The sequence below is a fragment of the Streptacidiphilus sp. MAP5-3 genome (assembly GCF_041262505.1).
In the GTDB taxonomy this organism is placed as follows: Bacteria; Actinomycetota; Actinomycetes; order Streptomycetales; family Streptomycetaceae; genus Streptacidiphilus.
The window spans coordinates 15,741-28,351 of record NZ_JBGCCL010000027.1 but is presented as its reverse complement, the minus strand read 5'-3'; the positions used below and the strand labels follow the sequence as shown (position 1 = coordinate 28,351).

Annotated in this window: 12 protein-coding genes; 3 read left to right on the top strand and 9 right to left on the bottom strand. The window is 71.9% G+C overall.

What is annotated here, in order from left to right; all coding sequences use genetic code 11:
* Positions 1 to 9: 9 nt before the first annotated feature.
* The 5 genes from ABH928_RS29095 to ABH928_RS29075 form a co-directional block, all read right to left on the bottom strand.
* Positions 10 to 1,488 (bottom strand): acyl-CoA synthetase, encoded by a 1,479-nt coding sequence (locus ABH928_RS29095; RefSeq protein WP_370071607.1) that lies wholly within the window; start codon positions 1,486 to 1,488, stop codon positions 10 to 12.
* A gap of 45 nt (positions 1,489 to 1,533) precedes the next feature.
* Positions 1,534 to 2,247 (bottom strand): FadR/GntR family transcriptional regulator, encoded by a 714-nt coding sequence (locus ABH928_RS29090; RefSeq protein ID WP_370071606.1) that lies wholly within the window; start codon positions 2,245 to 2,247, stop codon positions 1,534 to 1,536.
* A gap of 28 nt (positions 2,248 to 2,275) precedes the next feature.
* Positions 2,276 to 3,673 (bottom strand): APC family permease, encoded by a 1,398-nt coding sequence (locus tag ABH928_RS29085; RefSeq protein WP_370071666.1) that lies wholly within the window; start codon positions 3,671 to 3,673, stop codon positions 2,276 to 2,278.
* A 178-nt stretch (positions 3,674 to 3,851) separates the two neighbouring features.
* A complete protein-coding gene (locus ABH928_RS29080) occupies positions 3,852 to 5,351 on the bottom strand; it encodes a phytoene desaturase family protein (RefSeq protein WP_370071605.1) in 1,500 nt (499 codons plus the stop codon).
* Positions 5,352 to 5,402: 51 nt separating this feature from the next.
* A complete protein-coding gene (locus tag ABH928_RS29075) occupies positions 5,403 to 5,666 on the bottom strand; it encodes a lipopolysaccharide assembly protein LapA domain-containing protein (protein ID WP_370071604.1) in 264 nt (87 codons plus the stop codon).
* A gap of 107 nt (positions 5,667 to 5,773) precedes the next feature.
* Between ABH928_RS29075 and ABH928_RS29070 the strand changes: the two genes are divergently transcribed.
* The 3 genes from ABH928_RS29070 (at position 5,774) to ABH928_RS29060 (ending at position 8,586) form a co-directional block, all read left to right on the top strand.
* Complete coding sequence (locus ABH928_RS29070) at positions 5,774 to 6,064, top strand: dsRBD fold-containing protein (RefSeq protein WP_370071603.1); 291 nt, start codon at positions 5,774 to 5,776, stop codon at positions 6,062 to 6,064.
* Between the two features lie 117 nt (positions 6,065 to 6,181).
* On the top strand, positions 6,182 to 6,706 hold the full coding sequence (locus ABH928_RS29065; protein WP_370071602.1) for an SsgA family sporulation/cell division regulator: 525 nt from the start codon (positions 6,182 to 6,184) through the stop codon (positions 6,704 to 6,706).
* A gap of 188 nt (positions 6,707 to 6,894) precedes the next feature.
* Positions 6,895 to 8,586 carry a sigma-70 family RNA polymerase sigma factor gene (locus ABH928_RS29060; RefSeq protein ID WP_370071601.1) on the top strand — a complete coding sequence of 564 codons (1,692 nt, stop codon included), beginning with the start codon at positions 6,895 to 6,897 and terminating at the stop codon, positions 8,584 to 8,586.
* A gap of 11 nt (positions 8,587 to 8,597) precedes the next feature.
* Here ABH928_RS29060 and ABH928_RS29055 read toward each other — a convergent pair whose 3' ends face one another.
* The 4 genes from ABH928_RS29055 to ABH928_RS29040 all read right to left on the bottom strand — a co-directional run bounded on the left by ABH928_RS29055 (position 8,598) and on the right by ABH928_RS29040 (position 12,542).
* Positions 8,598 to 8,954, bottom strand: a complete 357-nt coding sequence (locus tag ABH928_RS29055) for a hypothetical protein (protein ID WP_370071600.1) — start codon at positions 8,952 to 8,954, stop codon at positions 8,598 to 8,600.
* Positions 8,955 to 9,094: 140 nt separating this feature from the next.
* Positions 9,095 to 10,900: an alkaline phosphatase family protein gene (locus ABH928_RS29050; protein ID WP_370071599.1), complete on the bottom strand. Its 1,806-nt coding sequence runs from the start codon at positions 10,898 to 10,900 to the stop codon at positions 9,095 to 9,097.
* 246 nt (positions 10,901 to 11,146) lie between these two features.
* Positions 11,147 to 11,509, bottom strand: coding sequence for an ArsR/SmtB family transcription factor (locus tag ABH928_RS29045; RefSeq protein ID WP_370071598.1), 363 nt, complete (start codon positions 11,507 to 11,509; stop codon positions 11,147 to 11,149).
* Positions 11,510 to 11,537: 28 nt separating this feature from the next.
* Positions 11,538 to 12,542: a LysR substrate-binding domain-containing protein gene (locus ABH928_RS29040; RefSeq protein ID WP_370071597.1), complete on the bottom strand. Its 1,005-nt coding sequence runs from the start codon at positions 12,540 to 12,542 to the stop codon at positions 11,538 to 11,540.
* Between the last annotated feature and the right edge of the window lie 69 nt (positions 12,543 to 12,611).

The following is a 12,611-nucleotide window of genomic DNA, read 5'->3' as shown; positions in this document are numbered from 1 at the left end:
GACAGAGACTCAGAGACTCAGCGCACGCTTCATGATCTTGCCCATGTCGTTGCGCGGCAGCGCCGCCACGAAGCGGACCTCACGGGGACGCTTGTGCGGGGCCAGATGGCCCGCGACATGGGCGGTCAGCGCGTCCGCAGTCGGCGGCGCGGCCGGGTCGGCGGGGACGATCCAGGCGATGATCCGTTCGCCCAGGTCCTCGTCCGGCTCCCCGGTCACCGCCGCGTCGGCGACGCCGGGGTGGTCCAGCAGGACGGTCTCGATCTCGCCCGCGCCGATCTTGTAACCGCCGCTCTTGATCAGGTCGGTGGAGCGGCGGCCGACGATCCGCACCGAGCCGTCCGGCTCCAGGACGGCCATGTCGCCGGTGCGGAACCAGCCGTCCTCGGCGAACGCGGCGGCGGTCGCCTCGGGGCGGTTGAGGTAGCCGGAGAACAGGTTCGCGCCACGCACCTGGATCTCGCCCACCGCGTCCGTCCCAGCGGGGACAGGGGTGCCGTCGTCCTCGACCAGCCGCAGCTCGACACCGGGCAGCGGCAGCCCGACCGTTCCCGGCGTGCAGGCGCCGCCGAGCACCATGCTGGTGTTCATCAGCGTCTCGGTCATGCCGTAGCGCTCGATGACCTGACGGCCCGTCGCGGCGAGCAGCGCCTCGTGGTCCCGGCGCGACAGCGCGGCCGAACCGCTGACCAGCAGCCGTGCCTTGGCCAACGCCGCAGCGAGCTCCGCGTCGCTCGCCACCGCCTCGGCGAGCCGGTGGTACATCGTCGGCACGCCGAAGAGCATGGTGCCCTCGCCCGCGAGCTCGGCCGCGACCGTGTCCGTCTCGAACCGGCCCAGATGGTGAACCGTACCGCCGCGCCGCAGCGGGCCGAGGATGCCGAGCACCAGCCCGTGCACGTGGAACAGCGGCAGCGCGTGGACGAGCACGTCGTCCCCGGTCCAGGACCAGGCCTCGGCCAGCGCGTCCAGCGTGGTGCGGATCGCGCGACGCGAGATCAGCGCCCCCTTGGGCGGTCCGGTGGTGCCCGAGGTGTAGATGACCAGCGCGGTCTGCTCGTCGTCCGGCTCCTCGGGGAGCGGCAGTGCTGGACCATGAGACGGTGCCGGACCTTGGGACAGGGCCGGGCCGGTGGGGTGGTCCGGCACGTCCACGCGCGGCAACCCGGCCAGCGGGCCCGGCAGCTCCGCGTCCGGCGCGGCCAGCACCAGCTCCGGCGTGCTGTCGCCGAGGACGTGGGTCAGCTCCTTCTCCCCGATCCGCGGGTTGATCGGCACCACCGGCACTCCGGCCAGCAGTCCGGCGACCGCGCCCACAGCGGTCTCCAGGCTGGGCGTGGCCCAGAGCGCGACCCGGCTCACGCCCGTCAGACGCGGGGCCAGCGCGGCTGCCGTCGCGGCCAGTTCGGCATAGCTGAGGGACCGTTCGCCGAACCGCAGCGCGCGGCGTGATCCACCGGTCGCCAGTGCGGGCACGAGTGAGGACACCGTCCGTACTCCTTCGTCGGGCTACCACGTCTGCACGCCAGTCTGTCACCCGTGGATCGCGTGGTCCTTGACCGCCCGGACCGCGCGGTCGGTGCGGCCCTCGACCAGGCAGTCCAACAGCTCGGCGTGGCAGCGGTTCCGGTGGCGGATCGCCTCAGCCCCGGGCGGCGGCGCAAGCAGCGCGAGGCGGCCGAGCAGGTCGGACGTCACCGCGCGCAGTCCGGGACCGCCGAGGGTCTCCGCCAGTTCGAGGTGGAACCGGGTCTCGCGCTCCAGCGCCGACACTGCATCCGCCGTGAACTCCTGGTCCTCCGCGAACTCCTGCTCCGCCGCGACCAGCTTGCGCAGGCTGCCCAGCTCGCCCTCCCCCACCTCGCCGGAGGCGTGGGCGACCAGGCCGCACTCCAGCAGCAGCAGGAAGGCCTCGGCCGAGGCCGCCGCGGCCGGATCGTGGTGCGCGGGGACCACGGCGTCGAAGGCGGCGGAGACGAAGGTGCCGCCGGTACGCCCGCGTCGCCGGTCGAGCAGGCCGTCCTGGCACATGCCCTCCAGCGCGCGACGCACCGTCATCTCGCCGATGCCGAGCTGCTCCGCCAGCGCGCCGGTGTCCGGCAGCCGGTCCCCGGGGCGGAGCAGCGCCAGCCGGACCTGCAGCGCGATCCGGGAACGGACCAGATCCGCGCCGCTCCGACTGTACGGGCCGGTCTGACTGTGCGGCCCCGCCAGGCTGTACGGGCCGAACTTGCCCGCTGGGCTCACCACCGAGCCACCCCAACCGTCCCGCCGGTCAACTGCCGTGGCTGTCCGCGACGATCGAGCCCACTCGCTCGCCCAGGGTCGGGTCACGCCGGACCAGGACGGCCGCGTAGCCGAGCGCCACGACCAGGATGCCCAGCGCCAGGTAGGGGAACCAGTTGTAGGGCTCGGGCTGCCCCGGCTTGACCAGGTAGTAGAGCGGCACCAGGATCGCCGCCGCGCCCAGCCCCGGCAGCAGCACGTGCCGGGCCCAGTGGAACTCGCTGCGCCGGTACCGGTGGTAGTAGAACGGCAGCGCCACGTTCGAGGCCAGGTAGACCAGCAGCACCAGGATGGTGCCCATCGTCGACGCCTCGGCGAAGAAGACCATCGGGTCCATCGAGCCCGACTGGGCGTGCCCGCCGAGCAGGTGCAGCAGGCCCCAACCGCCGATGATCAGCAGCGAGATGGAGACGAAGACGATGATGGCCCGGGTCGGCGTCCGCCGGGTCGGGTGGACCGCGCCGATCGCGGACGGCAACAGGCCCTCGCGTCCGGCGTTGAAGATCAGCCGCGCCTGCGAGTTGGTCCCGGCGATCAGCGCGCCGAGCGTGGAGGTGAGTCCGGCCAGGTAGGCGAAGAACGCCAGCGCGCCGAGCGTCCCCTGCGCGACGTCGATGAACGGGACGGCGGAGGCGCCGACCTTGGCGACGTTGTAGTCGAAGCCGGTCATCGTGGCGTAGGAGAAGAGCAGGTAGCTGACGGACATGATGCCGACCGAGAGGAAGACCGCGCGCCCGACGTTGCGCCTCGGATCCTGCGTCTCCTCGGCCAGCGCGGCGGAGTTCTCCCAGCCGATGAAGAGGTAGACGGCCAACGGGAATCCCTCGGCCAGGCCCTGGAAGCCGCCGGTGATCAGGCTCGGACGGAACGGGTCCAGCGAGAGGTGCCCGGCGTGGTTGACGATCGCGGCGACCGAGACGACGACCAGCACCACCATCTCGACGCCGAAGAACAGCCCGGCCAGCTTGGTGGAGACGGCGATGCCACGGACCATCAGCACCACCGCGATCGCGGTCAGCAGCAGCGTCCAGATGATCCAGGGGACGTTCCACTTGAAGTAGTGGTTGAGCGTCGTCTCCAGGAAGCCGCCGGCGACGGCGATCACCGAGGCCATCGCGATGATGTAGCCGAGGCCCGCCAGCAGCGCGGTGGTGACGGCGCTGGTCGGGCCGAAGGTCTTGCCGACGAAGGTGATGAAGCTGCCCGCGGACGGGTGCGCCTTGGAGAACTGCGAGAGCGTGTTGCCCAGCAGCGCCACCGCGATCCCGGCCGCGATGATGGTCAGCGGCGAGGCGACGCCCGCCGTGGTGGCGAGGAAGCCGAACCCGAAGAAGAAGCTCATCGCGGGGCCGATGTTGGCCATGGTGGCGGCCGCGATGTCGACCATGCCCAGTGTTCCGCCGCGTAGGCGCTGGGATCTGACGGTGGTGGTGTCGGCGAGCTGATCGGACACGGCGTGCTCCTTCGCGTGCGGCGCAGGAAGGCTGGTGGCGTGCCGAGAAAATAGTTCAGGACGATCAGTTAAACAAGGGTGCGCGCAGCAACCCGCCACCGCGCGAGCCCGGCTACCCACCCATCCAACTCAGTGCCGCCTCGGCCGCGTTGGCCCCGCACATGCCGTGGACCCCACCACCCGGCGGCGTGGCCGAGGAGCAGAGGTAGACGCCCGGTACGCCCAGCGCATACGGGTCGAGGGCCGGTCGCGGCCGGAAGACCAGCTGCCGGGCCGAGTTGGCGCCCGCGCTGATGTCGCCACCCACGTAGTTGGCGTTGTACAGCGCCAACTGACGGGCCGTCCGGACATGCGTCGCGACGATCCGCTCGCGGAAGCCGGGCGCGAAGCGCTCGATCTGCGCGACCACCGCCTCGGTCGCGTCGCCCCGGTACCCGGCCGGGACATGGGCGTAGGCCCACAGCGGGTTGACTCTGCCCGTAGAACCTCCGCCCGCCGAACCGCCGCCTGCCGAACCAGCCCCGTCGGCCGAACGCGACGGGTCCGCCAGGTACTGCTGCCCGACCAGCACGAACGGCCGGTCCGCCAGCCGTCCGGCGACGGTGGCGGATTCGGCGGCGGCGATCTCCTCCGCCGTGCCGCCCAGATGCAGCGCGCCCGCGCGACGGCAGTCCTCGTTGGTCCACGGGACGTCGCCCCGGATCGCGAAGTCCACCTTGTGCGCCGCCGGTCCGTACCGGTAGCGGCCGAGCGCTCGCCGCACCCGAGGGGGCATCCGGGCACCGGCGATCCCGTCACCCACGATCCGGACGGCCGCGTCCGGCGCGGTGTCCAGCAGCACCAGCTCCGGCCGTTCCCCGAGCAGCGCGGGCAGTTGGTCGAGCCCGGTGACGGTGACCCCCGTGCGGACCGTGCCGCCGAGGCTGTCCAGCACGCGGAGCAGCGCGTCGGTGATCGCCTGCGTCCCGCCCTCGGCCACCGGCCAGCCGACCGCGTGGCCGGTGGCGGCCAGCATCAGGCCGATCGAGGCGCTGAGCGGGGTGTCCAACCGGCCGAACGCGTGCGCCGCCGCTCCCATGAACAGGGCCCGCGCGGGCGCGTCCTGCCAACGGCGGACCGTCCAGGTCGCGGGCTGCAGCGCGTCCACGCCGAACCGGGCCAGCGCGAACGGATGCCGGGGCAGGTGCAGCAGCGGACGCAGCACCTCGGCGTTGAGCGCCTCCGCGTCGGCGACCAGGGGCGCGAAGAGGCGACGCCAGGCGCGGGCGTCGACCGGGCCGAGGGAGGCGGCTGTCCGCGCCTGGTCCCGGCTGAGCACCCCGGCCCGGCCGTCGTCCAGCGGGTGCGCCAGGTCGAGCTCCGCCCAACGCCAGCGCAGCCCGTACCGTTCCAAGCCGAGCGAGGCGAAGAAGGGCGAGACCAGCGCGGTGGGGTGGAAGGCGGCGCAGTCGTCGTGGAGCACGCCTGGCAGGGTCAACTGCGAGGTCCTGGCCCCGCCTCCGGGCCGCTCGGCGGCCTCCAGCACGGTCACCCGCAGCCCGTCCTGCGCCAGCCGCACAGCAGCGGCCAGCCCGTTCGGTCCGCTGCCCACGACGACTGCTGCGACGGTCACCGGGCCAGCGTATTACTGCCGGCGCTGCCGGATCACTGCCGCTCTGCCGGATCACTGCTTCCTCGAAGCCCGCCGCTTCGAGACGAACTTGCCGAGCACGGCCCCCACCAGCAGCGTGACCAGCAGCACCACCCACAGCGGCGCGCTGATGTCGACGACCCAGAACGTCATCTTGACCGTCTCGGTGTTGACCGCGATGAACCAGACGGCCGCCACCGCGATCAGCCCCACAGCCACGGGCTTCGCCCGCACCGGTACGCCCTTCACCTTGAGCAGGGGCGGGGAGGAGTCAGGAGGCCTGCCATTCGTGCTCATACCTCCATCGTGCGTTCCCCGGAGCCCCGCCGCGATCGGGCGGCACGCCGGCAGACGGCATAGCGTGGAGGTGTCCGTGGCACGCGAACACGAGACGAGGCGCGACGATGAGCACACAGACCCCCATGCCGCCACAAACCCCGATGCGGACCAAGCACTGGTCCCTCGACGTCGACCTCTACGAGGAGGGCGACGTGACCAAGGCGCGGGTGACCCTCTCCGCCGGGGATCGCACCCTGGAGGGGCGCGGCACCTCCCGGCGCAACCCGCACGACGAGTCGGTCGCCGAGATCGGCGACGAGTACGCGGCGGGCCGCGCCCTGATCGAGCTCGGCGAACAACTCCTGCGGGCCGGCTCGGTCGACGCCGCCGCCCACGGTGACGGCCGTTTCGGCTGACCCGCCCCGCGTACGCCACCCGTCCAGTCCGCATCACCCGGACGGCGCATGATTTCCGACAGCGACACGCCGGGCCGAGGAGGGTTGCCTAGCCCGCGCTGAATCGTTGTTCCGGACATGAGTACCGATCCGTTGTTGCCTATCGAGGCCGCATCTGCCGAAACGTTTCTCCCTCGCGGTGCCGGACGCTCCGGGGCGCGCGGCCGTACGCCCAGGACTGCCTCGGCCGAGGCGGTCGCCTGCGGGACGTCCCTCGACCTCCACGTCGTCACCGAGCACTACGGCGAGCTGCCCGTGGCCGCCCACCTCAGCTACCTGCGCGCCGACCCGTACGCGATCCGGCTGCACTGCTACGTGGACACGCCGTTCACGGTGACCTGGCTCTTCGCCCGTCATCTGCTCTGGCTCGGCCTCAACCGGCCCACCGGCATGGGAGACGTCCGGGTCCGGCCGGGCCACGGCCGGGACCGCGGCTGGATCTTCCTCTGCCTCGACGGCGCCGACGGCCGCGCCGTGCTGCGCGCCCGCGCCCGCAAGGTGCGCCGGTTCCTGGAACAGTCCACCCGGATCGTCCCGCTCGGCTCGGAACACCAGCACCTCGATCTCGACGCGATGATCGAACGACTGCTCTCACTCAGCTGAGAGCCGGGTCGAACATCTCCAGCCGAAGCGAACATCTCAGCAGCAGTGGACAGCTCAGCAGCTTTGGACATCCCAGTGATCGCGGAACTGTGATCGAAATCCCTGTTGCCGGATTTCTGTGACCTGCCTGTCCTCCGTAGGGTCTCCTTTCACGTACGCACATCCACGGGTGACCGAAGGAGCGCAGGATGACGCGCACGGCGATGGACGCCGAGCTGGTGGCCGCCGCCCGCAGCGGCTCGGCCGAGGCGATGGACGAACTGGTCGGGTGCTGCCTCCCGCTGGTCTACAACATCGTCGGCCGCGCCCTGTCCGGGCGCGTGGACGTGGACGACGTCGTGCAGGAGACGATGCTGCGCGTGGTCCGCGGCCTGCCGGGGCTCCGCGACGACGAGGTGTTCCGGTCGTGGCTGGTGGCGGTGACCATGAACCAGATCCGGCGGCACCACGCCCCGGGGCCGGCCGCTCCGCGGGCGCTGGACGAGCTCGACGACCTGTCCGCGGTCGCCGACCCGGGCGCGGACTTCACCGACCTGACCCTGACCGAGCTCGGCCTCTCCGGTCAGCGCCGCGAGACCGTCGAGGCCACCCGCTGGCTGGACCCGGACGACCGGGAGCTGCTCTCCCTCTGGTGGCTGGTCACCGCCGGGCACCTCACCCGCGCCGAACTCGTCTCGGCGCTGGGCCTCGGCTCGCACCACGTCACGGTCCGCGTCAGCCGGATGAAGGCCCAGCTCGACGCCGCCCGGCTGATCGTCAGGTCGCTGGCGGCCCGCCCGCGCTGCGCCGAGCTGGAGGCGGCCCTGACCGTCTGGGACGGTCGTCCGAGCGCCCTGTGGCGCAAGCGGCTGGCCCGGCACGTACGCTCCTGCGCCGACTGCGGCGCCCGCGGCGCGGACCTGGTCCCGGCCGAACGGCTGCTGGTCAACTTCGCGCTGCTGCCGCTGCCGCTGGGCTACGCGGCCTACATGCTCACCCGCGTGGGTCTGCCGGACATATCCGGCCACTCCCTCGTCAACACTGCACAGGTGATTCCCGCACAGGCGGCTTCTGCCGGCACAGGCCATTCACGAGCGGTGTCCCGTCCGGTCTCGCACCGGCGGAGACGGACCGGCGGGACGTTCGGCGGCAAGCCGCTGCTCGTCGCCGCCGGGGTGACCGCGGGTGTCGCGGCCGTGGTGGGCGCGGGCGTGCTGACGCTCTCCCTCGGCGGCGGGCATGCGACGGGCTCCGCCGGACAACCGGCTGCCGCGATCTCGGGGACGCTGCCCAGCACGTCGGGCGCCGTCCCCTCGCCCACCGCCACGCCGAGCCGTAAGCCGGTCGCCTCCCCCTCCCCGACCACCGCCAAGCCCTCCCCGACCCACAGCAGCGCGACGCCGCGCTCCGGCACCCCCGCTTCCGCCACTCCCGGCGCACCCTCAGCCGCGGCGCCCCCGCCCGCGCTCTCGCCGGATCAGGCGGCGGTGCAGCAGGTGCTCGCGGTCATCAACCAGGCCCGTGCAGGCCAGGGGCTGGCCCCGCTGCAGCTCAGCTCGGGCCTCGAGAGCAGCTCCGCCGCGCACAACCAGACCATGGCCGCGGGCTGCGGCCTCCAGCACCAGTGCCCGGGCGAGGCGTCCCTCGGGGACCGCGAGACGGCGGCCGGGGTCCAGTGGTCGGCCGCGGGCGAGAACATCGGCACGGGCGGCCCGGTCTCCGACACCACGTCCGGCGTCGCCGGGATGGCCGTCGGCCTGACCCGCTCGATGCTGGCCGAACAGCCGCCGAACGACGGCCACCGCAAGAACATCCTGAGCACGGCCTTCCACCACATCGGCATCGCCGTGATGCGCGACTCCAGCGGCAACGTCTGGCTCACCCAGGACTTCTCGGACTGAGCCGCCTGAGCTCACTGCCCCACGAAGTTGAAGCTCCTGTAGACCCTCCGCGTCGGGCCGGTGCTGGTGTTGGTCGACAGGTAGAACGGAGCGGGGGCCGTGATGTTGGTGCAGTTCCGGCCGGTGTAGAGGTGCATGTCCGCCAGGGTCATGTCGCTGACCGTGGTCACGTCCGGGATGGAGAAGTTGTGGCAGGCCGACGTCGCCGGCAGGTTGGTGAAAGTCTGCACAGCACGGCCGTCGGTCGCGAACACCTGGCCCTGCGGCAGGTCGGAGCAGCCGGCCAGGGCCAGCCCGAGTACGGTGGCGCCGAGCAGCGCGGCCGTGGGACGGGACATCAGAGCGCGGGACATCGGAGCGCGGGACATCACGCCTCCTCCTCGGGACTGGGCGCAGGGCCGGACACGGTCGCCACGCCTCCGAGGCTAAGCAGACGCACCGGGGCCCGCTCCCCCGCCGCGACCGGACGGGTGAGCGGGCCCCTGTACGACCTGCTTCAGACGGGTGCTCAGCTCACGGTGAGGCTGACCGGTCCGGCCAGCGCCGTGTACCCGCCGTTGGAGAGGTACCAGACGTCGTACGAGCCCGGCCCGGACAGCTTGCTGGTGGAGAAGTTCAGGCTGCCGCTCGCGTTGGGCGCGTACTGCCAGGTCAGCGAGGACTTCGAGCCAGGGGTGACGCCCGCCGGGTAGATGCCGATCCAGTTGCTGGAGCTGACGCTGTTCGTCGGCGTCGAGTACTGGAAGGTGACGGTCGATCCGTTGCTGACGGTCGGCGTGCTGGTGGTCAGCGTGCTGGCCGTGGGCGGCGGGTTGTTCGAACCGGAGCTCGGCACGAACGCGTCGTTGAGCGGGGTCGCGTACGTGTCGTTGGCCGTCAGGCCCGGCAGGCCGAGGGCGGACTCGATGGTGCGGGCGGTGCTGTAGTGGTCGTAGCGGGAGCTGCTGGTGGTGCCCGCGGGGACCGTTCCCTGGGAGCCGTCGACCACGGCGAGGACGTGGTTGTCCGGGTTGCTGGTGTCCTCGTCCCAGGTCAGGATCAGCAGCGACTTCTGCGTCGTCCAGGCCGGGGAGTCGAGCACCGGCGTCAGGGTCTGCTTGAGCCAGGTGTCCTGGGTCTGCAGGCTGGTGGTGTTGCCGTTGCCGGAGGCCTCGCCGTCGTAGTAGTCGTCGGCGGCGATCCAGGAGAAGTTCGGCGTCGTGGCCGCCGACTTGAGGTCGGTGGTCAGCTGCGTGGTGTCGAAGAGGTGCGCCGCGCAGCGGGACGCATTGCCGCTGATGTCCGTGTAGTTGATGAACGGCGCGTCGTCCGGCTCGTACTTGGCGTCGTACTGGGTGGTGGTGTTGCAGGGCGTGCCCATGCCCTGCTCATAGGCCTTCCAGCTCTTACCCGCGGCGTCGAGGGTGTCGCCGAGGTTCTGCTCCGGCGAGTTGATGTTGGGCCAGTAGGTGGCGCCGTTGGTGTAGGTGTCACCGCCCGCGATCGCGAGGTAGTTCTCGTCGCTCGGGTGGTAGACGCCGTGGTAGTTGTTCAGGGTCGCGCCCTGGGACATCAGGCTGTGCATGAACGGCGTGTCGGTCGGGTCGTTCATGACGGCCGAGTAGTCGGTGTTCTCCATCATGACCATGAACACGTGGTCGTAGCCCGGGACCTGGGAGACCGGCGGGGTCAACGTGGCGGCGGTCACCGGGGTGTTCAGGGTCAGCGAGAGGTTGTCCAGGTAGCCGGACTCGCCGGAGCTGTTCAGGAACTGGACCTCGACGACGATCGAGCGGGTCCCCGAGGGCACCGCCCCGGTCGCGCTGCGGGACAGGAACGACGTCGCGTCACCGCGGTCGGCCGCGCTGACGGTGGGCAGCTCGGCGGTCGTGCCGAGGGGGTTGCCCGAGGCGTCGTGGAAGGCCAGGGAGACCTGGACCTCCCCGGCGTAGGTGGTCCAACCCCCCAGCCAGCCGGACAGGTTGTAGTTGACGCCGCCCGCGTCGATCGCCGTCGCCGCCGAGGAGACGTCGACGGTCTGCTCCATCGCGCCGTCGCCCTGGTCGCCCGGGGCGAAGAAGGCGTTGCCGGGCGCGGGGGTCGACGGGTGGCCGAAGCTGCCGGCCGAGTAGCAGACCACGTCCGGGCTGCCGGAGAGCACGCTCCACCCGGGCATGGTGGTGGCCGCGGTCCAGTCCTTGGTGCAGTAGCCCGCTTCCGCGTCACCGTTCACAATCAAGTTGCCGCTGGTGGTGGCCGCATGAGCGGGCGTCACCACCAACAGTGCGCCGAGCAGCGCGACCACGGCGCTGAGCGCCCGCCAGATCCGACTCATTCTCCGCTGACCCTTCCGTCGGTCCCCCCGTGCTGCGGATTTGGGCCCCGCCGGGAGGACTGCCTGTCCATGCAGTGCATGGGTAACGTGCAGGGCTGTCCGCAGGACGAACGGTCGGACAACGTTCAGAGACTAAAGTCGGCCAACTTGTCCGGACAAGTAGTCTGACCGTGATTGGACAAGTGGTCAGTCCTTGTCCAGACAAGTGGTTGGGCGGAGCACGCACCGCCTGGGACTGCGGTCGACTCAGGCGTGCGGGGGGATCCCCTGGAGGGCGTGGTCCGCGTGAGCAGCGACCTCGTCCAGCAACCGGTGCAGGTGCGCGCCGCGCAGCCGGTACAGCCGGGCCCGCCCCTCCGCACGCTGGTCGACCAGGCCGCTGATCCGCAGCTTGGAGAGGTGCTGGCTCGCGGCCGTCGGTGAACAGCCCGCCGCCTCGGCCAGCGCCGTCACGCCCAACTCGCCCTCCCGCAGCGCCCACAGCAGTCGCAGCCGGGTCGGCTCGGCGAGCATCGCCAGCACCCCGACGGCCGTCCCGACCTGCGCGTCGCTCAACGGCCGGCCGGGGACGCTGTGGCGGTACGCGGGCTGCTCGGAAGATGTACTCACCTGCGTCATCCTTCCAGTTCCGCCGCGCTCAACGCGCACCGCTCCCCGGCCGGCCGCTCCCCTGCTGTCCGTCCGGCCGCCCACTCCGGATCATGTCCAGCAGCAGGCGGGCCGGCGCGGGCAGTTCGCCGCCGGAGGGCCAGACGGCGCGGAGCACGCGGCTCAGCACCACGTCCGGGGCGACCGGGATCTCCACCAGCCGCCCGGCCGCCAGGTCGTCGGCGACGGCGAGCAGCGACAGCACCGCCGGGGCCGCGCCCTGGGCGGCGGCGCTGCGCAACGGTGCGGTGGCGCCCAGCTCCAGCGCGGGCACGGACGGCCCGACCCACGGTCGGAGCGCGCGCTCCAGCGTCTCCCTCGTCCCGGAGCCCGGTTCGCGCAACAGCAACGGCGTCTCGGCGAGCTCGGCACCCGTCACGGGGACGGGCCCGGTCCCGGGTGCTGCACCGGGTGCGGCGCGGCGCGCCCAGGGATGCTCCGGCGAGGTGACGACGGTCAGCCGGTCCCGGCCGACCGGCAGCGAGCGGAAGTCCCTGGGCACGAACGGGCCCTCGATGAACCCGAGGTCCGCCTCACCGTGCCGGAGTGCCTCGATCACCTGGTGGCTGTTGGTCACCCGCAGCCCGACATGCGTCCCCGGGCTGACCCGGCGCAGGCTGATCAGCCAGCCCGGCAGCAGCTGTTCGGCCAGGGTCAGGCTGGCCACCAGCCGTAGCTCGCCGCGCTGCTGCGCCTGGAGCGCCGCCAGCGACTCGGCCAGCACATGCGCCTGTTCCAGCACGCCGCGCGCCCAGTCGGTGACCACCAGCCCGGCGGCCGTCAGCTGCGAGCCGCGCCGGGACCGGTCCAGCAGCGACAGGTCCAGCTTCCGCTCCAGGGTCCGCAGCCGGGCGCTGGCCGCAGGCTGCGTGATCCGCTGCTGCGCGGCAGCCCGCCCGATGCTGCCGGTGTCGGCGACCGCGACCAGCAACTCCAGCGTCTGCAGGTCGGGCAACCGCCGCGAGGTCGGCTGGTCGGCCCCGTTCTCCGTCATTTCTGCCCTGCTGTCATTTCTGCCCTGCTGTCATCGCTGTCCTGCTGTCATGGCTGCGTGTCCGCCATA